This is a genomic window from Arthrobacter sp. UYEF20, assembly GCF_040546335.1.
In the GTDB taxonomy this organism is placed as follows: domain Bacteria; phylum Actinomycetota; class Actinomycetes; order Actinomycetales; family Micrococcaceae; genus Arthrobacter.
Genome location: NZ_JBEPNP010000001.1, coordinates 416,160 through 434,870, shown reverse-complemented (window position 1 = coordinate 434,870; position 18,711 = coordinate 416,160). Strand labels below are relative to the sequence as shown.

General features: G+C 68.0%; 17 protein-coding genes. 7 read left to right on the top strand and 10 right to left on the bottom strand.

The genetic code is table 11. The annotated features are described in order from the left end of the window. Nucleotides 1–2: 2 nt before the first annotated feature. Both ABIB26_RS02085 and ABIB26_RS02080 read right to left on the bottom strand, forming a co-directional pair. Nucleotides 3–989: an ABC transporter permease gene (locus ABIB26_RS02085; protein WP_354239109.1), complete on the bottom strand. Its 987-nt coding sequence runs from the start codon at nucleotides 987–989 to the stop codon at nucleotides 3–5. 361 nt (nucleotides 990–1,350) lie between these two features. Next, a complete protein-coding gene (locus ABIB26_RS02080; RefSeq protein ID WP_354239108.1) occupies nucleotides 1,351–2,019 on the bottom strand; it encodes a TetR/AcrR family transcriptional regulator in 669 nt (222 codons plus the stop codon). A gap of 123 nt (nucleotides 2,020–2,142) precedes the next feature. Between ABIB26_RS02080 and ABIB26_RS02075 the strand changes: the two genes are divergently transcribed. The 3 genes from ABIB26_RS02075 (at nucleotide 2,143) to ABIB26_RS02065 (ending at nucleotide 4,630) form a co-directional block, all read left to right on the top strand. Next, complete coding sequence (locus ABIB26_RS02075; RefSeq protein ID WP_354239106.1) at nucleotides 2,143–2,706, top strand: NAD(P)H-dependent oxidoreductase; 564 nt, start codon at nucleotides 2,143–2,145, stop codon at nucleotides 2,704–2,706. Between the two features lie 127 nt (nucleotides 2,707–2,833). Continuing rightward, on the top strand, nucleotides 2,834–4,141 hold the full coding sequence (locus tag ABIB26_RS02070; protein ID WP_354239104.1) for an aminotransferase-like domain-containing protein: 1,308 nt from the start codon (nucleotides 2,834–2,836) through the stop codon (nucleotides 4,139–4,141). A 57-nt stretch (nucleotides 4,142–4,198) separates the two neighbouring features. After that, on the top strand, nucleotides 4,199–4,630 hold the full coding sequence (locus ABIB26_RS02065; protein WP_354239103.1) for a universal stress protein: 432 nt from the start codon (nucleotides 4,199–4,201) through the stop codon (nucleotides 4,628–4,630). Between the two features lie 32 nt (nucleotides 4,631–4,662). Here the strand turns inward: ABIB26_RS02065 and ABIB26_RS02060 are convergent, their stop codons facing one another. The 5 genes from ABIB26_RS02060 to ABIB26_RS02040 form a co-directional block, all read right to left on the bottom strand. Further along, a complete protein-coding gene (locus ABIB26_RS02060; RefSeq protein WP_354239101.1) occupies nucleotides 4,663–6,270 on the bottom strand; it encodes an AMP-binding protein in 1,608 nt (535 codons plus the stop codon). A gap of 210 nt (nucleotides 6,271–6,480) precedes the next feature. Then, the gene (locus ABIB26_RS02055; RefSeq protein ID WP_354239099.1) at nucleotides 6,481–8,016 is read right to left on the bottom strand and encodes a dihydrolipoamide acetyltransferase family protein; all 1,536 of its coding nucleotides are present in this window, start codon (nucleotides 8,014–8,016) and stop codon (nucleotides 6,481–6,483) included. Between the two features lie 49 nt (nucleotides 8,017–8,065). Continuing rightward, nucleotides 8,066–9,046: an alpha-ketoacid dehydrogenase subunit beta gene (locus tag ABIB26_RS02050; protein WP_354239097.1), complete on the bottom strand. Its 981-nt coding sequence runs from the start codon at nucleotides 9,044–9,046 to the stop codon at nucleotides 8,066–8,068. After that, complete coding sequence (locus ABIB26_RS02045) at nucleotides 9,046–10,326, bottom strand: thiamine pyrophosphate-dependent dehydrogenase E1 component subunit alpha (RefSeq protein WP_354239095.1); 1,281 nt, start codon at nucleotides 10,324–10,326, stop codon at nucleotides 9,046–9,048. The genes ABIB26_RS02050 and ABIB26_RS02045 overlap by 1 nt, the downstream gene beginning before the upstream one ends. A 147-nt stretch (nucleotides 10,327–10,473) precedes the next feature. After that, complete coding sequence (locus ABIB26_RS02040) at nucleotides 10,474–11,592, bottom strand: histidinol-phosphate transaminase (protein WP_354239093.1); 1,119 nt, start codon at nucleotides 11,590–11,592, stop codon at nucleotides 10,474–10,476. Between the two features lie 107 nt (nucleotides 11,593–11,699). Here ABIB26_RS02040 and ABIB26_RS02035 point away from each other — a divergent pair, with 107 nt between their 5' ends. Then, complete coding sequence (locus tag ABIB26_RS02035; protein ID WP_354239091.1) at nucleotides 11,700–12,128, top strand: phage holin family protein; 429 nt, start codon at nucleotides 11,700–11,702, stop codon at nucleotides 12,126–12,128. 12 nt (nucleotides 12,129–12,140) lie between these two features. Here ABIB26_RS02035 and ABIB26_RS02030 read toward each other — a convergent pair whose 3' ends face one another. Beyond that, nucleotides 12,141–13,634 carry an alpha/beta hydrolase family protein gene (locus ABIB26_RS02030; protein WP_354239089.1) on the bottom strand — a complete coding sequence of 498 codons (1,494 nt, stop codon included), beginning with the start codon at nucleotides 13,632–13,634 and terminating at the stop codon, nucleotides 12,141–12,143. Then, nucleotides 13,634–13,954, bottom strand: coding sequence for a hypothetical protein (locus tag ABIB26_RS02025; protein WP_354239088.1), 321 nt, complete (start codon nucleotides 13,952–13,954; stop codon nucleotides 13,634–13,636). The genes ABIB26_RS02030 and ABIB26_RS02025 overlap by 1 nt, the downstream gene beginning before the upstream one ends. A gap of 202 nt (nucleotides 13,955–14,156) precedes the next feature. Here ABIB26_RS02025 and purB point away from each other — a divergent pair, with 202 nt between their 5' ends. Then, complete coding sequence (purB, locus tag ABIB26_RS02020) at nucleotides 14,157–15,599, top strand: adenylosuccinate lyase (RefSeq protein WP_354239086.1); 1,443 nt, start codon at nucleotides 14,157–14,159, stop codon at nucleotides 15,597–15,599. Further along, nucleotides 15,596–16,267, top strand: coding sequence for a histidine phosphatase family protein (locus tag ABIB26_RS02015; protein WP_354239084.1), 672 nt, complete (start codon nucleotides 15,596–15,598; stop codon nucleotides 16,265–16,267). The genes purB and ABIB26_RS02015 overlap by 4 nt, the downstream gene beginning before the upstream one ends. Nucleotides 16,268–16,296: 29 nt before the next feature. Here ABIB26_RS02015 and ABIB26_RS02010 read toward each other — a convergent pair whose 3' ends face one another. Further along, nucleotides 16,297–17,340 carry an FAD-dependent monooxygenase gene (locus ABIB26_RS02010; RefSeq protein WP_354239082.1) on the bottom strand — a complete coding sequence of 348 codons (1,044 nt, stop codon included), beginning with the start codon at nucleotides 17,338–17,340 and terminating at the stop codon, nucleotides 16,297–16,299. A gap of 264 nt (nucleotides 17,341–17,604) precedes the next feature. On the opposite strand from ABIB26_RS02010, the gene ABIB26_RS02005 reads away from it, so the two are divergent. Then, complete coding sequence (locus ABIB26_RS02005; protein WP_354239080.1) at nucleotides 17,605–18,705, top strand: extracellular solute-binding protein; 1,101 nt, start codon at nucleotides 17,605–17,607, stop codon at nucleotides 18,703–18,705. The last annotated feature ends 6 nt before the right edge of the window (nucleotides 18,706–18,711 follow it).

Sequence of the window (18,711 nt, the reverse complement as noted above, 5' to 3'; positions counted from 1 at the left end):
GGTTACTGCACCCGCACTCTCGGGTCGACAAGAGTGGTGGCAAAGTCCGCCAGAATGGCGCCGATCGCGAAGATCACGGAGCCGTACGCGAGGGTGGCCGTGGCGGCGTTGACGTCCTGCAGGGCGATCGAGTCGATGGACCAGGCTCCGACGCCGTGCCAGGCGAAGATCTTTTCCGCGAAGAAACCGCCGGCGAAGATGGCCGGGATGGTGAACGCGATGCTCTGGGCCACGGGGATGAAGGAAACCCGCAGGGCGTGCCGGGTGATGGCCTGGTTGCGGGTCAGGCCCTTGGCCCGGGCCGTGCGGACAAAGTCCGCATTGACGTTGTCCAGCAGGTACTGGCGCTGGGCTATCTGGTAGGTGCCCCAGCCGACGATCGTGATGGCGAAGGTCGGCACCGCGTAGTGGGCAAGCATGTCCAGGAACTGGACCCACCCGTTCCCGTCCAGCCCCGGGGTGGAGATGCCGGTGACGAAAAATATCCGTTCGCCCACTGTCTCGTTAACGTTGATGGCGCCCAGCTGGACCAGGAAGTAAGCGATCGGCGCGGGCACGATGTACACAAGGTAGCTGTACGAGGTGATGACGCGGTCCGAGAACTTGTACTGCCGTGCCGCGGTATAGACCCCCAGGGCGACGCCGATGATCAGGGTCAGGATGATCGAGGCCAGGAAGAGCCGGGTTGAGATCCAGACCCGGTCACCGAACTCGGCATTGATAAAGGCGCCGTTGGGGCTGCGCCCCCAGTCCCAGCGGGTGACGATCCCGGTCAGCCAGTCCACGTAGCGCTCCCAGGGGCTGAGCGTCGGATCGAGGCCCTTGAGCCGGAAGGAATTGGTCACCTGCTCGGGAGTGGGCCGCGGGATGCGTTCCTGTTCCAGCAGCGCCGGCTGCAGCGTGCTGACCGCCAGGAAGTACCCGGCCGTGGTGGTCAGGAAGATCATGAAAACGTACGTGACGGCGCGTTTTGCGAGATATCGGAGCATGGCGCCTCTAGTTCTGAATCGCCGTTGTCCGCGCGGGGCCGGAGGCTGCGGGGCTGCCTGCAACGGCCTGCCTGCGCGCCGGATTCCTCACAAGATTCACGACGTTGGTCCTTCCTAGTCCCCCTTCAGCAGGGGGTTTCCGCTGCCGATCAGGGATCTTGGCCAGCGGGTGTCTGGCCGCCCGCACGCCTTCCGACAATAGTCCTGGTGGACTATGTTGCGGGTCACATTCCAGAGGAAACTACCACATGGACACGGCCGCCATGCTCGCTTTGACGGCAGAACCGCAGGTCTACCACCAGATCGTTATGAATCATTCCCGGCACTGGATTGACTGGCAGTGCCGGGAATCCCGGCTAGTTTACGCCTTGCCGACCACGCGCGAAACAAGCTCGCGCCAGGACTCGGCAAGGCGCTCAGGTGCTATCCCATGCACCCGCACGGCGTGCAGGAGGCGCTCCGGCTCCAGGGTTGCACTCAAGGAAGTGGCCATAAGCCAGGGGTCCGCAGTCACGCCTGCTTCGCGCAGCAGCATTTCGAGATGCCGATGCCAGAGCACGGCGGCCGGCACGTCAAAGCGGTTGTAGGCGGAGACATCGGCGGCCCGTGCCAGTTCGCCGAATTCCAGCACCCAGGCGATGCGTTCGACGCCGAACGCGACGAGCCGTTCCAGCGGTGGTGCGCCGGGGCCCAGCGGCGGCGGGCCGAACATGAACCTGCCCTGGAAACCGGCTTCAGCATCGCTGAGCAGTGTCATCATGAGCCCGGCGCGGCTGCCGAAGCGCCGGAACACGGTGCCCTTGCCGACGCCGGCACGCTGCGCGAGCGTGCCCATCGTGAGGCCATCGACTCCGCATTCCTCGATGAACTCCCGGGCGGCACGGAGCAACAGTTCGCGGTTCCGCGCGGCGTCGCTGCGTTCGGATTCGCCGAGCGGAACCGCGCCGGGCCGGGCGTCGGGCCCGGTGCCGGGCCGGGCGCCGGGCCCGGTGCCGGGCCGGGCGCCGGGCCGCAGTGGGATTAAGCTCACACCGCTCATTGTAGTCCCGGGAATATTAACCGGACCGCAGTCCGTTTAGCATCAGTGAAGGCCCAAAGCCTCGCATGATCAGCCAGCCGCAGGAACACCGCGGCGCGATACTCAGGAGTTAACATGTCCAAGAACACTGTTCTTACCCTGGTCGGCAGCCTCCGCGCCGGCTCCACCAACCAGAAGCTCGCCGAGGCCATCCAGCTGAACGCGCCGGAGCAGGTTGAGGTCCTCATCCACGACAGCCTCGGCAACATCCCGCTCTACAACGAGGACATTGACGTCGAGGGCCAGGTGCCCGCCGCGGCAGCCGCCCTGCGCGCCGCAGCCAACGACGCCGACACCCTGCTCCTGGTCACCCCGGAGCACAACGGCACCGTGCCCGCCTCGCTCAAGAACGCCATCGACTGGCTGTCCCGCCCTTACGGTGCCGCCGCCCTCAGCGGCAAGCCGACCGCCGTCGTCGGCACCGCCTTCGGCCAGTTCGGCGGCGTGTGGGCGCAGGATGAGGCCCGCAAGGCTGTCGGCATCGCCGGCGCCCAGGTCCTGGCGGACGTCAAGCTCGCAGTGCCGGGTTCGATGGTGCGCTTCGCCGAGGTCCACCCGAAGGACGACGCCGAGGTTGTCGAGCAGATCAAGGGCGTCTTCGCAGCGCTGGAAGTCTCCCGCACCGTTTCCGCGGCCTAGTCCGCGGCCCCCGCTTCATCGTTCGACGCCCCCGGCAGCCTCAGGTTGGCGGGGGCGTTTTGCGTCCGGCGGCTATTTTGTGAACAAACGTTTCCTGTGCGGCAACAAGGGTTGTATTCTGGAAATTGTGACCCACGAAACACTTGATGCCGCCGCAGAAGTACTTCCGGCCGAGGCAATTGACGCAATCGAACGTGCGGCTACGTCCGCCCACCGCCACGAGGAGCTTTTCTCGGAGCGCGCAGCAAACATCAAGCAGTCAGCGGTCCGCGATGTCTTTGACATCTCGATGCGGCCCGGACTCGTCTCGCTCGCCGGCGGGAGCCCGTACCTGCAGTCGCTCCCGCTAGAGCGGCTGGGACAGACCGCGGCGAAGATCATCGCCGAACAGGGAATGACCGCCCTGCAGTACGGCAGCGGCCAGGGGACGGCAGAACTCCGGACCCAGGTCTGCGAGGTCATGGCCGCCGAAGGGATCCTCGACGCCAGGCCCGAAAACGTGGTGATCACAGCCGGGTCGCAGTCCGCCCAGGACGTCGCCGCCAAAGTGTTCTGCGACCCGGGCGATGTGGTCCTGGTCGAGGACCCCACCTACGTGGGCGCGCTGAACACCTTCGAGGCCTACCAGGTGGAGGTGGCGACGGTCCCGATGGATGGGGATGGCATCATCCCGGACCTGCTGGCGGCCAAGATCGCCGCGCTGCAGACCGCCGGTAAAAACATCAAGTTCCTCTACACGATCCCGAGCTTCAACAACCCCTCCGGCATCACCCTCTCCCAGGAACGGCGGCAGCAGGTCGTCGACATATGCCGCAGTGCGAATATCTTGGTCCTGGAGGACAACCCCTACGGCCTGCTCCGCTTCGACGGCAAGCCGTTGACTCCCCTCCGCGCCGCCAACCCGGACGACGTCATTTACATGGGCTCCTTCTCCAAGATCTTCGCCCCGGGGCTTCGGATCGGCTGGGCCCTGGTGCCGGCCCATCTCCAGCGCCGCTACTACCTCGCCTCGGAGGCCGTGACTCTCTGCCCGCCGACGCTGAACCAGATGCTCGTCTCCGCCTACCTGCGGGACTACGACTGGCGCGGCCAGATTGAAACGTACCGCGGCCTTTACAAGGAACGCTGCGATGCGATGCTCGCGGCCCTCGAGGAATATATGCCCGAGGGCCTGAGCTGGACCCGTCCCGGGGGAGGATTCTTTGTCTGGGTGACCATGCCCCAGGGTGTGGACACCTATCCCCTCCTGGCGAAGGCGATCGACGCCGGCGTGGTGTTCATTCCCGGTGCGGCATTCACGCATTCGGATGAACCGTCCAACAAGATCCGTCTGGCTTTCAGCGCCGTTCCGCCGGAATCCATCCGCGAGGGTGTCCGCCGGCTGGCGCCGGTCCTGCGGGAAGCCGTCGCAGCGTTGCAGGGTGAAGCGTTGTAGCCTGAAGCATCACCGAAGCATTGCCGATGACGATCGTTGACCTCAAGGAGCATTTTCATGACCGGAATTATTGTTGTCGGCGTCGATGGCAGCGAAACAGCGCTGAAGGCGGCGCAGACCGCAATGGATCTGGCCGCCACCCTCGGCGCTACCCTCCACGTGGTCAGCGCCTTCGACAGCGACAGGACCGAAGTCTTCGGCAGCGGCAGTGACAAGTGGATTGTCTCCGATGCCGGTGAGGCGGAAAGGGTCGCGAGGAGCGTCGCGGACAGCCTCCGCACGCCGGCGGTCCACGTTACCTATGCCGCGGCCCGGGGCAAGCCCGCCGAAGCCCTGATCAAGGAGGCCGAGCGTTCCGGTGCCCGGATGATCGTGGTCGGGAACCGGCGGATGCGCGGGATCGGCAGGGTGCTCGGCAGCGTTGCGAACAGCGTGGCCCACAACGCCCCCTGCGACGTCTACATCGCCAAGACCGACTCCGGCGATTAGGCGCCGACTGGACAGCGTAGCGTCAGGAGCCGTCAGGCCTTCCCGGTAACCGACGGCTCGGCCGTCTTCAACATCCGGCGCAGGATCTTGCCCGAGGGGGATTTCGGCACGGCATCGATGAATTCCACCCGGCGGATCTTCTTGAACGGCGCCACTTTGGCCGCCACGAAGTCCATCACGGCGGCCTCGTCGAGCCGCTCGCCGTCGTCTCCGGGCTGGCGCACCACAAAGGCCATCGGCACTTCCTGGCCGTCGGCGTCGATGGTCCCGATCACCGCGGCATCGGCGATGCCGGGGTTCGTGAGCAGCAGCGCTTCAAGCTCCGCGGGGGCGATCTGGTAGCCCTTGTACTTGATGAGCTCCTTGAGCCGGTCCACGATTGTCACGACGCCGTCGGCCCGCACCGTTGCGATGTCACCGGTGTGCAGGAAGCCGTCGGCGTCGAGCGTGTCCACCGTTTCCTCGGGCCGGTTGAGGTAGCCGAGCATCACGTTGGGCCCCCGGCACAGCAGGTGACCCGGGGCGCTGGCTCCCTCGGCGGGGACCTCGATCTCCTCCCCCGTGGCCGGGTCCACGAGGCGGCAGTCCATGTTCGGGATTGTGTAGCCCACCGAGCTGACCGGCACGTCCCCGGCGTCCACCGGGATCAGGTGCGAGACGGGGCTCATCTCGGTCATGCCGTAGCCCTGCAGCACCCGGCAGCCCAGGCGCCGGGCAAGGCTGGCGCCGAGCTCGCCGTCGAGCGGGGCCGCGCCGGACAGGGTGGTGTGCACGGAGCTTAGGTCGTAGTCGGCGACGAGCGGGTGCTTGGACAGCGCGACGGCCACGGGCGGCGCGATGAAGAGGTAGCTGCACTTGTGGTCCTGGATGACCCGCAGGAACTCGGACAGCTCGAACCTGGGCATCGTGACCAGGCAGGCGCGCTGCCGCAGCGCCAGGTTCAGCAGCACGGTCAATCCGTAGATGTGGAAGAAGGGCAGCAGTGCCAGCAGCCGGTCTTCGGGGGCGACCTTCAGCAGGCCGCGCGACTGCTCCGCGTTCGCGACGAGGTTCCGGTGGCTGAGCATCACGCCTTTGGGCCGGCCGGTGGTCCCGGAGGAATAAGGCAGCACGGCCACGTGCGTGGCGGGATCAAAGCCGACCTCGGGGGGCGGTGCGCCCGCGCTGAGCAGGTCCCGCAGCGAGGGGTGGCCCTCGGCGCCGTCGAGCACCACGAGCCGCTCGGCGGGGATCCCGGCCCGGGCGGCGGCCTCCCGGGCGGCGGGCAGCAATGCCGATACGGTGAATAGCCACTGCGCCCCGGCATCGGCGAGCTGCAGGGCGATCTCATCCGCCGTGTAAAGCGAGTTGACCGTGGTCACCGTAGCGCCGGCCCGCAGCAGGCCATGGAACACGGCCGCGAAGGCCGGGACATTGGGGCACAGAAGTGCCGCCACGCCATGGACGCCGAGCCCCCGGGCCGCGACGGCCCCGGCCACGGCATCGATCTGCCCCAGCAGCGTGCGGTACGTGGTTTCCGCGCCGCTCGTGCCGTCCACGACGGCGATCCGGTCCAGGTCCTCCTCCTGCAGGCCGCCAAAGAGGTAGTCGTAAAGGCTGACATTGGGAATATCGACGTCGGGGAACGGGCTCGAAAACACGCAACATCTCCTTTGATCCGCGTCCGCCGGGCCGGCGGCGGCTGGTGCCACTCTAATGCCGTCCGGCGGGCTGGGCCTACGCTCCGTCCCGGTTGCCCGCCCCGGGAGCCTCACGCAGCCCCGGCGCGGGGCGGAATTCCGCGGGAAACCACGAGCGGGATCCGAAGCAACCGGGCGGGAGCGTCGCTCCGCGCCCGAGTCCTGCCAACGTCAGTCCAGCAGCAGGGCGGGTTCTTCCAGGATGGACGCGACGTCGGCCATGAAGCGGGCCGAGAGGTCCCCGTCCACCACGCGGTGGTCGAAGGAGCCACCCAGGGTGGTGATCCAGCGCGGAATGACTTCGCCGTCGAGCACCCAGGGCTTCTGCTTGATGGTGCCGAAGGCAACGATGGCCACCTCGCCGGGGTTGATGATCGGCGTGCCGGTGTCGATCCCCAGCGCGCCGATGTTGGTGACGGTGAGGGTTCCGCCCTGCATCTGGGCGGGCTGGGTCTTGCCGGCGCGTGCTGTGGTGGCCAGCTCGTTCAGGGCCAGGGCGAGCTCCTTGAGCGAGAGGTCCTGGGCGTTCTTGATGTTCGGCACCATCAGGCCGCGGGGCGTGGCAGCGGCGATGCCGAGGTTCATGAAGTGCTTGACATGGATCTCCGCGGAATCGCTGCCGTCCGGGTTGTCCACCCAGGTGGCGTTAACGCTGGGGTTGCGGGCCGCGGCCCAGATGACGGCTTTGGCCAGGATCAGCAGCGGCGACACCTTGATGCCCTCGAAGTCCCGGGAGGCCTTGAGCCGCTTCACGAATTCCATGGTGCGGCTCGCGTCGACGTCCACGAAGATGCTGACGTGCGGGGCGGCGAAGGCCGACTCGACCATGGCCTTGGCGGTGGCCTTGCGGACGCCTTTGACCGGGATCCGTTCGATCCGCTGTTCCTGCGGAGCGCCGGTCTTGCCCCAGAAGGTGTCCGCCTTGTCCACCTCGGCGTCTCGCTGGGCCTGGTAGCTGACCAGGTCCTCGCGGGTCACTTCGCCGCCGGCGCCGGTGGGGACCACATCGGACAGGTCGATGCCGAGGTCGCGTGCAATCTTGCGCACCGGCGGCTTGGCCAGCACCCTGCTCACGAGGCCGGTGATGGCGCCGCCGAGGGTGGGCCGCTGGTCGATGCCTGCAGCGGGGACGGGGCGTTCCGGCACGGCTCCGGGCTCGGCCACCGGGACGGGGGTGACTGAGCTTGTCGAAACCGCCGGCTTGATCGCCGGGCCGGCAACCCGGCGGCGGCGCTTTACGGCGTCGGCCTTGGGGCCGGAACCTACCAGCGGACCGCCGGCCGGGCGCCCGGCTGACCCGCCGTCGTCGGACGCATCCTCTTCAAGTTTCCCGTACATGGGCGCGTCAACCAGGGGCGCGTCAACGGTAGGCGCCTTAGCGGCAGGAGCCGCGGGGGCCGCCGGAGCGGCAGCAGACGGGGCTGCGGCGGCAGGCGCGGCTCCCGGGGCTGTGTCGTCCGGGGCCGCGGCGTCGGACACGCTGATGATGGGGGTCCCGACGTCGACCGTTACACCCTCCTGGACCAGCAGTTCGGTCACGGTGCCGGCGAACGGCGAGGGCAGCTCGACGAGGGACTTGGCGGTCTCGATCTCGCAGATGACGTCATTGACGGCCACGGTGTCGCCGGCCTTGACCTTCCAGGAGACGATTTCGGCCTCGGTCAGCCCTTCGCCCACGTCGGGGAGGTTGAACTTGTGGAGAGTCATGTTGTCCTTGGTTTGGGAAGGCGTCTCAGTGCAAGGGCGCCGGCAGGAATCAGTAGGAAAGGGCACGCTCGAGTGCCTCAAGGATGCGGTCGATGTCCGGCAGGTAGTCTTCCTCCACCTTGGCCACGGGGTAGGGCATGTGGAACCCGCCCACGCGGATGACCGGCGCCTCGAGCGAGTGGAAGGCCCGCTCGCTGACCCGGGCCGCGATTTCGCCGCCGATGCCGCCGAAGGTGGGGGCCTCGTGGGCCACGATCAGCCGGCCGGTCTTCTTGACGGAGGCCGTGACGGTGTCGAAGTCGATCGGCGAGATGGAGCGCAGGTCGATCACCTCGACGCTGCGGCCGTCCTCGGCGGCGGCGTTGGCCGCGGCGAGGGCCACCGGCACCAGCGGACCGTAGACCACCACGGTGGCATCCCTTCCCTCGCGCAGCACGTGCGCCTTGAAGGGGTCCGCGGACCCTCCGGGGGATTGGGTGTCCACGTCGCCCTTGAGCCAGTAGCGGCGCTTGGGTTCGAAGACGATCACGGGGTCCTGGCAGTCGACGGCCTGCTGGATCATCCAGTAGGCATCGTGCGGGTTGGACGGGGTGATGATGCGCAGGCCTGCCGTATGGGCGAACAGCGCCTCCGGCGACTCCGAGTGGTGCTCGATCGAGCCGATGCCGCCGCCGTAGGGGATCCGGATGACCACCGGCACGGTCAGGTTGCCGTTGCTGCGCGAGTGCATCTTGGCCAGCTGCGTGGTGATCTGGTTGAACCCGGGGAAGACGAAGCCGTCGAACTGGATCTCGCAGACGGGCAGGTAGCCGCGCAGGGCCAGGCCGATCGCGGTGCCGATGATGCCGGATTCCGCGAGCGGGGTGTCTACCACGCGGTCCGCGCCGAACTCGGCGATGAGTCCGTCGGTAACCCGGTAGACGCCGCCCAGGGCTCCGATGTCCTCGCCCATGAGCAGGGCCCGGGGGTTATTCCCCAGCGTCGCGCGGAGGCCCTCGTTGATGGCCTTGGCTATGGTCATGGTGGTCATCAGTGGGCCGCCCCTGTCTCTGCCTGGGCGGGTTCCGCCGGGGCGGGTTCCGCGTGGTCGGCGAACCCCGCGCTGTACTCCTCGAACCAGGCCAGTTCCTCGGCCACCAGCGGGTGCGCCTCCACATAGGCGTTGGCGAACGCGGTCCGGATGTCCGGGGTTTCCAGGTCGTGGGTGGTCTTGCGGACGTAGGCGGCGAGTTCGTCGCCGTCGGCCTTGACCTGCTCAAAGAAGGCGTCGTCCGCCAGGCCTCCGGCGCGGAGATACTTCTCCAGCCGGTCCAGCGGATCCTTGGCCCGCCACCGGGCCTCCTCGGCGGATTCCCGGTACTTGGTGGGGTCATCCGCCGTGGTGTGGGCGCCGACGCGGTAGGTGAAGGCCTCGATCAGCACGGGGCCGTTGCCCTCGCGGGCATGCTCCAGCGCCCATTCGGTGACGGCGTGGACGGCGATCACGTCATTGCCGTCCACCCGGATACCGGGGAAGCCATAGCCCTTGGCGCGGTTGGCCAGCGGGATGCGGGTCTGCACCGAGCTGGGCACGGAGATGGCCCAATGGTTGTTCTGGCAGAAGAACACGACGGGCGCATTGTAGGAGGAGGCGAACACCATGGATTCGTGGACGTCGCCTTCGGAACTGGCGCCGTCCCCGAAGTACACCACGACCGCGGCCTTGGGCTCCGGAGCCTGGCCCGCGGCGTCATCCGGGGTAGCGGCAGCGGCCGCAGCGGCGGCCGCGAGCTTCTGGTCCCGCTGGATGCCCATCGCGTAGCCGACGGCGTGCGGGGTCTGCGCCGCGAGGACCAGCGTGTAGAGGTGGAAGTTGGTGTCCTTGGGGTTCCAGCCGCCGTTGGAAACGCCGCGGAACTGGCGCAGGAGCTCCGCGAGGTCCACGTTGCGGGTCAGCGCCACACCGTGCTCGCGGTAGGTGGGGAAGATGTAGTCCTGCGGCTGGCTGGCCCGGCCGGAGCCGATCTGCGCGGCTTCCTGGCCGGTCAGCGGGACCCACAGCGCAAGCTGCCCCTGCCGTTGCAGAGCCGTGGCCTCGACGTCGAAGCGGCGGATCTTAGCCATGTCGGCATAGAAGCCGCGCAGCATTTCCGGCTCCAGCCGCGCCGCGTATTCCGAGAAGACCGGGTCGGTGCCCAGCGTCCCGTCGGGGGCCAGCAGCTGCACCATCGGCCTGGCCGGGTCGCCGAGCTGGGCTTCGGCCGCCGCCTCGCGCTGGTCATCCATGTCGGTTCCGTCGAACTCGGTAGAGGGCAGATGTGTGTCGCCCATACCGTCTCCTTGCCTGCCGCATCCGGATGCGTCGCAATCGCTGGGATATATGCCGAACCGGTAATGCATTCCGGATCCGGCATATATTTTGGCTTACTCATCCTTACTTTATCCGCAGGCTCTCGCCCGCGGCCGTCATGTTAAGCGCTAGGAACGCCGTGGCGGTTTTGTATAGATCGCACAGAGTTCCAGGAAACGGGTGTTGGCCTCGGTCTCACCGATGCTGACCCGAACCCCTTCGTCCCCGAAGGCGCGTACCGAGAGCGCGCGCTCCCCCGCAAGGGCGGCGAATTCCGCACTGTTGGAACCCAGGCTGAGCCAGACAAAGTTGCCCTGCGCCTCCGGGACAAACCAGCCAAGCTGGCGGAGCCCGGCCGTGACGCGGTCCCGTTCGTCCACCAAGCTTTGTACCCTTTCTACAACCTCTTCGAAATGCTGCAGCGAAGTGACAGCGGCGATTTCGGCGATCTGGGACACCGCGAACGGGGTGGCGGTGACGCGCAGGTGCTGGGTGAGGTCCGGGTTGGACACGCTGTAGCCCACGCGCAGGCCGGCCAGGCCGTGGGCCTTGGAAAAGGTCCGGAGTACCACCACGTTCGGGTACTTGCGGTACATGTCGATGCCGTCAACGGCGTCTTCTGCCCGGACGAACTCCTGGTAGGCCTCGTCGATGACGACCACGACGTCGGAGGGAACCGTCTTGAGGAAGCGCTCGGTTTCCGCCGTGGTGAGGATGGGCCCGGTCGGGTTGTTGGGGGTGCACAGGAGGATCATCCTGGTGCGGGCCGTCACCGCTGCCGCCATGGCGTCCAGATCATGGCGGCCGTCGGCGGTCAGCGGGATCCGGACACTCTCGGCGCCGGCGACTCCGACGCAGATCGGGTACGCCTCGAACGAGCGCCAGGCGTAGATGACCTCGTCCGGCTTGCCGTCGTCATTCTGGCCGGCGAAGGTGGCCAGCAGCTGGTTCAACGCTCCGAGGCTTCCGGCGCCGGTGACGATGTCCTCGGCGGGAACATCCAGGAACTCCGCGAGCGCGCCGCGCAGCTTGCTGCTCAGCGGATCCGGGTAGCGGTTGAAGTCGGTCTGCGCCGCGATGGCCTGCTGCACTGCAGGGATCGGGGGAAGCGGGTTTTCGTTGGAGGAAAGCTTGTAGCTGACCACGCCCTCGACGGGGACGGGCGGTTTGCCGGCCGCGTAGCGGGGAAGGAGGTCTACCACCGGCCGGGGCCGGACTCCCCCGGCCGTGTTCTCTGATGAAGTCATGCCAACTAGCCTACTTCGCGTCCCTGCCGCCGCCGGTGGAGTGGCCGCCGGTGGGGTGCCACCGCCCATGGGGTGTGGCCGCCGGTGGGGTATGACAGCATGGGCGCATGCTCTCATTCATTATTCGGGTCATCGTCAACGGGCTGGCCCTGGGAGTCGCGGGCTGGCTCCTTCCCGGCCTGGACATCTCCACCTCGGCCACCACCGCTGCGGTGGGGAACAGCGGCGTCACGCAGGGCACGGACACCATCGGGATCGTCCTGGCGTACCTGTTCATCGGCTTGATCTTCGGCGTGGTCAATGCCCTCGTCAAGCCCGTGGTCAGCCTGCTGTCCCTCCCGATCACCATCCTCACCCTGGGCCTTTTCACGATTGTCATCAACGCCGCGATGCTCTATCTGACGTCCTGGCTGAGCGGCTACACCCCGGTGCACTTCACCATCGACACCTTCTTCTGGACCGCGGTGTTCGCGGCCATCCTCATCACGGTGATCTCCCTCGTGGCCGGTCGGCTGGCGGGCGCCGGGAGGCGCTGAGGGCCGCCCCGGTCAGACCTCAGCTTTCCGCGCGCGGTACCCCGCCGGTTTCCGTCCCCGCTTCCCGTCATGTGTCCTGTCGGGTTTTCCGTCGGGCTTCCCGTCCGGCCCGCCGCGCTGAACCTCCACCCTGCGGCCGCCCTGCTGCGCGGGCATCGGGTCGCGCCGGAGTGCGAACCGGGTGACCATGGCCGCACCCCCACCCCCCACCACGGCCGCGAGCGCTGCCGTGGAGGACTGCAGGGAGGGGTCCTTGCTCGCGGCGATGGCTTCCGCTCCGGCTGCATAGTTGCCGAGCCGGTGCCCGGGGCCAAGGCCGATATCCGTCAACGGCGGGATGTCCAGCGGGTTGGCCAGTGTCACGGTCACCCGGTCCCTGGTGTCAGGGTTTGCCAGCCCGTCGGCCCCCGGCACCCAATCCTGTTCGTGCTCCAGATGCAGGCTGCTGATCCCTGGCCCCGGGCTGATGCCGCCCACTGGGGAACCCGCCGTCAAGACAAATTTCAGATCATATTCGGCCAGGAATGCCTTGTCCTGGCTGAGGTTCATGGCATGGATACCGCCCTGGCTGTAGCCCACGGCAGCAAGGGGCTCCCCTGCCTCCGCGCCCGCCTCCCGCAGGGCCTGCCGGACGGCCGCCGCGGTCTCCGCCGATCCATACCCCAGCCCCTCCGCGATGCCAAGGGTATCGAAGGGGTTGGTGCCGGCGGGCAGTCCGTCCAGCTGCGTCCCCGGGAGGATGACCACCCAGGCGGGCCGGCTGCCCGCATCGAACCGCAAGACTTCAATCTCGCCGCTCCTGCCGCCCACGGTCCCGGCCCGGAACAGCAGCCCTGCCGGCGAAGCATCGACGTCCTCAATCCTCGTTTCCGACCCTGCGATCCGGACCGGACGGGGCCGGAGGAAGTCCAGCCCCGGCGCCAACCCCAGCGCATGAACGGCATCACGGACACCGGGAGAACCGCCGGGCGCCCCCATGCCACGGGCAACGTCGGCCGGCACTCCCAGCAGGATCGCCAGCCTCCCGGACGCCAGGGATGCCTCATCCTCCACGACGTCACGAACGGTCAGCGCCGGCAGGCCGAACAGGCCCCACAACGGCCCGTAGCCCGGGCCGAACCGGCCGATCCGCAGCAGCAGGCTGTTCCGTGCTTCGGTGAATTCATACTCCCGGTGGCTCGCCCTGACATCCCGGCAGAGTTTCTCGAGATCATCCCGGATCCGCCCCAGGGCACGGGCTCCGTCCCCGGCCGCGATGATGGCGTTGCTGCCGCTGGTGTAGGAATCGTCCTGATAGGGGAACAGCGCCCGCCGCACCGCGTCGGCCTCCGCCTCAAGGGACCCGAGCCGGCCCACCAGCGCGTCGAGCGCCCCGGCTCCGGCGAGCAGCTCCTCGAACTGGAAGCTGAGCCCACCGACCCCGCCGCGGATCCGGAGAAACCCGTCGGCTGCGGGAGCGGCGGGCCGGGGCGCTCCCCCGGACCCCGCCGGCGTCGCCTCGGCCATCAGGACCCCCGCCGGCCGGAGGACAGCACCACGTTCTGGGCGTGCCGGAGCACGACGGCGACGGCGTCCTGCAGGGCATTACGGCTGCGGCGCAGGGAGGCAGCCTGCAGGGACAGCGCAGTCCGGTAGGCGCGTCCGGCCGGCGACTGCCAGCCCTGCAGCTCCAGCCGCACCAGCTGGGAGAGCACAGCATCCGCCTGGTCTGCACAGGCAGCCAGCCGGGCCGCGAGCTGCTGGACTTCGTAGCTGCGCGAGGCGCACGCCAGGGCATCAGCTGCCGTCAGACTGCCGCTCACTGTGCCGGTAGCTGTGCCGGTCATCCCCGTGGTCATGACACTGACGCTAGAGCGGCCGGACGCCGTGCTGAAGCTCCCCGCCCGGCTATGTGCACAACTGCTATGTGCACAACACCGGCGGCCAGGCCCGCTCCGGGAGCCCGGGTCGACAACACCTGAGTCACACGGAACAGCGCACTTTAGGCCGCGCTTAAGGCACAGTGCCACTTCGTGAAAGAATCGGGACATGCCTGAAACTGCCGCCCCAGCTGATATCCGCACGCCGTCCGGACGCCGTGCCCTCGCCGCGTCCTCACACCAGATCGCGCTCGGCCCGCTGGACGGCCGCTACCAGTCCGCCGTCGCGCCGCTGGTCGACTACCTCTCCGAAGCCGCGCTGAACCGCGACCGCGTGGGCGTGGAAGTGGAATGGCTCATCCACCTGACCGGCAACAACGTGCTGCCCGGCGCCGGACCGCTGACCGCGGAGCAGCAGGAGAAGCTGCGCGCCGTTGTCACCGAATTCGACGCTGACTCCGTCAGTGAACTGGCCGACATCGAGGCCGTCACGGTGCACGACGTCAAGGCCGTCGAGTACTACATCGGCCGCCGCCTGAACGGCATCGGGATCGAGCACCTGACCGCCATGGTCCACTTCGGCTGCACCTCCGAGGACATCAACAACCTCTCTTACGCCCTGGGCATCAAGGGCGCCGTCGAGGACGTGTGGCTGCCGGCCGCCCGGAAGCTCGTCGCCCAGATCAGCGCCATGGCCGAGGCCAACCGCGCCGTGCCGATGCTCTCCCGCACGCACGGCCAGCCCGCCACGCCCACCACCCTGGGCAAGGAGCTGGCCGTCATGGCACACCGGCTGACCCGCCAGCTGGACCGCATCGCCCGGACCGAATACCTCGGTAAGATCAACGGCGCCACCGGCACCTACGCCGCCCACGTCACCTCCGTCCCCGGCGCCGACTGGCAGCAGGTGTCAAAGTCCTTTGTCGAGGGCCTGGGCCTGGGCTGGAACCCGCTGACCACGCAAATCGAAAGCCACGACTGGCAGGCGGAGCTGTACGCCGACGTCGCGCGCTTCAACCGGATCCTGCACAACGTCTGCACGGACGTCTGGAGCTACATCTCCATCGGCTATTTCGTGCAGATCCCGGTGGCGGGCGCCACCGGCTCTTCCACCATGCCGCACAAGGTCAACCCGATCCGCTTCGAGAACGCCGAGGCCAACCTGGAGATCTCCTCCGGTCTGCTGGACGTGCTGGGCTCCACCCTGGTCACCTCCCGCTGGCAGCGCGACCTCACCGACTCTTCCTCGCAGCGCAATATCGGCGTCGCCTTCGGACACTCGCTGCTCGCCATCTCCAACGTGGCCAAAGGCCTGGACCGGCTGGACGTCGCCGAAGAGGTGCTGGCCGCTGACCTGGACACCAACTGGGAGGTCCTGGGCGAGGCGATCCAGATGGTCATGCGCGCCGAGGCCATCGCCGGCGTCGACGGCATGGAGAATCCCTACGAGCGGCTCAAGGATCTCACCCGCGGCCAGCGCGTCGACGCCGCCCGGATGCAGGAGTTCGTCCAGAGCCTCGGCCTCTCCCCCGCCGCCGAAGCCCGGCTGCTGGCGCTCACCCCCGGCAAGTACACCGGCATCGCGGACCAGCTCGTGGACCACCTCAAATGAGGCTTCTGCTCATCCGTCACGGCCAGACGCCCGGCAATGTCCTGGGCCAGCTGGATACCGCCCATCCCGGGCCCGGGCTGACCGAACTCGGTGAGCGGCAGGCCGCCGCGCTGGCCCGGGCGCTGGCGAATGAGCAGATCGATCTCATCTTTGCGTCCACCCTGATCCGCACCCAGATCACCGCGGCGCCGCTGGCCACCGTGCGGGGGCTCGGGGTCGAGGTGCTCCCGGGCCTGCGGGAGATTGAAGCCGGGGCGCTGGAAAAGCTGACTGACCGGGAATCGCATCTGCGCTACCTCGGGACGGTGTTCGGCTGGGCTGCCGGCGAGCTGGACCGCCGGATGCCGGCCGGCCCCAGCGGGCACGAATTCTTTGAACGCTACGACGCGTCCATCGAGCGGATTGCGGCCGCGGCCGCAGGAGCGGGCAACGCCGGGACGGTGGCCGTGGTCAGCCACGGCGCCGCGATCCGCGTCTGGGCCGGCCTGCGGGCCTCCGACATGGAACCGGACTTCGCCGCCCGGCACGTGCTGGCCAACACCGGGATCGTGGCCCTGGAAGGGGACCCCGACGACGGCTGGCGGCTCATCCACTGGGACGACAGTCCGGTGGGCGGACTCAGCCTCGCGGACCCGACGGCGGAGGACCCCACCGGCCGCTCGGTGTAGCCAGGCGAAGCAAGAGACTGTATCCGAGCTCAGTGTCCGACGGCGGCACTTTGCCTGCACCGTCCGGCCAGCCTCAGCAGCCCGTCCCGCAGCGGCTGGGCCCTATCCGCGAGTGCCAGCCGTGTCATTGCGGACGACGCCACGCGCATGGCCTGGCTGCGCAGCAGTCTCCGCCTGTTGTAGGCCTGCAGGGCCTCCGGGAGCGGGCGGGAATTGAGCAGATCCGCGAGGGTGACGGCGTCGATCAGTGCCTCGCAGGCGCCGCGCCCCAGGTTGGGGGTCATCCCGTGCGCCGCGTCCCCCACCAGCACCGCACCGTCCCGGGCGTACCGCCCCGGGTATGGGACGGTCCAGATCCGCTGCGCCAGCGTCTCCCCCGGCGTCGCCGCCGCAAGGACGCGGTCGACGCCGGCGATCTGGCTCGAAAACCGCGCGCGGGTGGCCGCCAGGGCCTCGTCGACGTCGATGCCGCCCGGGCCCAGCTCTGACCGGAATGAGGCGTACCAGTAGGTCCGGCCGCGGGATGCGGGCGTGATGCCGAACAACTGCCCGCGGCCCCAGTACTCACCGCCGGCCCCCGGAGGCACCGGCTCGTCAATGATGCCGCGGAGGGCTAGGTACGGGCTGAGCCTTGCCCGCGAGCGTTCGCCCCAGACGGCCCGGTGGACCACGCTGTGCACACCGTCGGCACCGACAACGAGGCCCGATTGCGGCAGCGATGCCACGGGTCCGTATGCCCGGACCACCGAACCGGGCACGGCTGCGTCCAGCAGGCGGAGTAGGTCGGCGCGTGATACCCCGATCACGCCTGGCGCCTGGGCCTGAAAGAACACGTTCCCGGACCCGTCCCTGAGGGCCATACCGCCAAAACCGGAGCCGGCCGCACGGACCGCCGGAAGAATACCCAGCGCATCCAGTGCCAGCTGGGCTTCCGGCCACATGGCCAGCGACGTCTCCACCGGCGGCGGTCCTTCCCGCCGCTCGTGGACGGTCACGTGAAAGCGGCCGGGGTCAAGGTGCGCGGCCAGTGCCAGCCCGGCGATGCCGCCGCCGACGACGGATAGCGCGTCCATGGACAGATTCTACGACCGGTCTTACCTCTCCGAAGTCAACTTCGTCAGCAGCTCCGCGGTCCAGGGCGAGCTGCCACCGCCTGCGGATGTTCACTGCAGGTTAATACAACCGACCGGATCCGTTCCCGGGGCCACACCAGACTGAAGTGCCCGGGCCCGGCATTTTCATCGAATCGATAGCCATAATGGGCCCGATCCGACTTCTGCCGCTATAGGCTGGCCGGACAAACGCCCTCTGGTCCCGTTCAGAAATGAGTCTCACCCGTGCGCATACCGAAAACCCTGGCTGCCGCCGTCGTCGCCGTCACCCTACTCGCCGGCTGTGGTGCGGGCGCCGCAGCCCCCGCACCGTCCGGGACGGCCCCCGGACCCGCCGCCGCAGCCCCCTCGGGACCGCCCTCCGGCGAAACCCTCATCGTCTACACCAACTCCAACGGCGAAGGCCGCGGCGAGTGGCTCACGACGAAGGCCGCGGAGGCCGGCTTCAAGATCGAAATCGTGGGCGCCGCCGGCGCAGACGCCACCAACAAGCTGATCGCGGAAAAGAACAACCCGATCGCCGACGTCGCGTTCGGCCTGAACAACATGTACTTCGAGCAGGTCAAGGCCGCCGGTGCGATCGAACCGTTCACGCCCGCCTGGTCGGGCGAAGTGGACACCGCCAAAGGCGACAACAGCGACAGCAAGGCCTACTGGCCCCTGGTCCAGCAGGCGATCCTCCTCGGCTACAATTCCGGGAAGTTCAGTAAGGAACAGGCCCCCACGGACTGGACCGACCTGTGGACCAAGGACGAATTCAAGTCCCGCTACGAGCGCGTCACCGGCGTCGGCACGGCCACCGCGCAGCTGGTCTTCGCCAGCATCCTGACCCGGTACAAGGACGACGCCGGCGACCTGGGGATCTCGGACGAGGGCTGGAAGCAGATCGAAGGCTACTTCAAGAACGGCACCCCGGCGGTCGCCAAGACCGACCTCTTCGCCCGCATTGCCTCGGGCGAGACGGACATGGGCCAGATGCCTTCCTCGATCATTGCCGAACGCGAGAAGTCGTTCAACGTCAACGTCGAGACCGTCATGCCGTCCGTTGGCGTACCGCTGGCCATCGAGCAGGTGGCCCTCGTCAAGGGGACGGACAAAAAGGATGAGGCCCTGAAGTTCATCAACTGGTTCGGCAGCGCACAGACCCAGGGCGAATGGGCGCAGCAGTTCAACTCCATGCCGGTCAACAAGGCGGCCGTCGCCCAGGCCAAGCCCGAGGTGGTCGAGTTCTTCAACACCCTCAAGCAGCAGGACATCGACTGGAACTTCGTGCAGGAGAACATGGGCAAGTGGGTCGAAAAGATCGAACTCGAGTACATGAGCTGACCGGGA

Excerpts from the sequence above, each read along its gene's own strand:
- ABIB26_RS02085 (WP_354239109.1), bottom strand. The coding sequence starts at position 989 with ATGCTCCGATATCTCGCAAAACGCGCCGTCACGTACGTTTTCATGATC.
- ABIB26_RS02075 (WP_354239106.1), top strand. The coding sequence starts at position 2,143 with ATGTCCAAGAACACTGTTCTTACCCTGGTCGGCAGCCTCCGCGCCGGC.
- ABIB26_RS02065 (WP_354239103.1), top strand. The coding sequence starts at position 4,199 with ATGACCGGAATTATTGTTGTCGGCGTCGATGGCAGCGAAACAGCGCTG.
- ABIB26_RS02055 (WP_354239099.1), bottom strand. The coding sequence starts at position 8,016 with ATGACTCTCCACAAGTTCAACCTCCCCGACGTGGGCGAAGGGCTGACC.
- ABIB26_RS02050 (WP_354239097.1), bottom strand. The coding sequence starts at position 9,046 with ATGACCACCATGACCATAGCCAAGGCCATCAACGAGGGCCTCCGCGCG.
- ABIB26_RS02045 (WP_354239095.1), bottom strand. The coding sequence starts at position 10,326 with ATGGGCGACACACATCTGCCCTCTACCGAGTTCGACGGAACCGACATG.
- ABIB26_RS02040 (WP_354239093.1), bottom strand. The coding sequence starts at position 11,592 with ATGACTTCATCAGAGAACACGGCCGGGGGAGTCCGGCCCCGGCCGGTG.
- ABIB26_RS02035 (WP_354239091.1), top strand. The coding sequence starts at position 11,700 with ATGCTCTCATTCATTATTCGGGTCATCGTCAACGGGCTGGCCCTGGGA.
- ABIB26_RS02030 (WP_354239089.1), bottom strand. The coding sequence starts at position 13,634 with ATGGCCGAGGCGACGCCGGCGGGGTCCGGGGGAGCGCCCCGGCCCGCC.
- ABIB26_RS02025 (WP_354239088.1), bottom strand. The coding sequence starts at position 13,954 with ATGACCGGCACAGCTACCGGCACAGTGAGCGGCAGTCTGACGGCAGCT.
- purB (WP_354239086.1), top strand. The coding sequence starts at position 14,157 with ATGCCTGAAACTGCCGCCCCAGCTGATATCCGCACGCCGTCCGGACGC.
- ABIB26_RS02015 (WP_354239084.1), top strand. The coding sequence starts at position 15,596 with ATGAGGCTTCTGCTCATCCGTCACGGCCAGACGCCCGGCAATGTCCTG.
- ABIB26_RS02010 (WP_354239082.1), bottom strand. The coding sequence starts at position 17,340 with ATGGACGCGCTATCCGTCGTCGGCGGCGGCATCGCCGGGCTGGCACTG.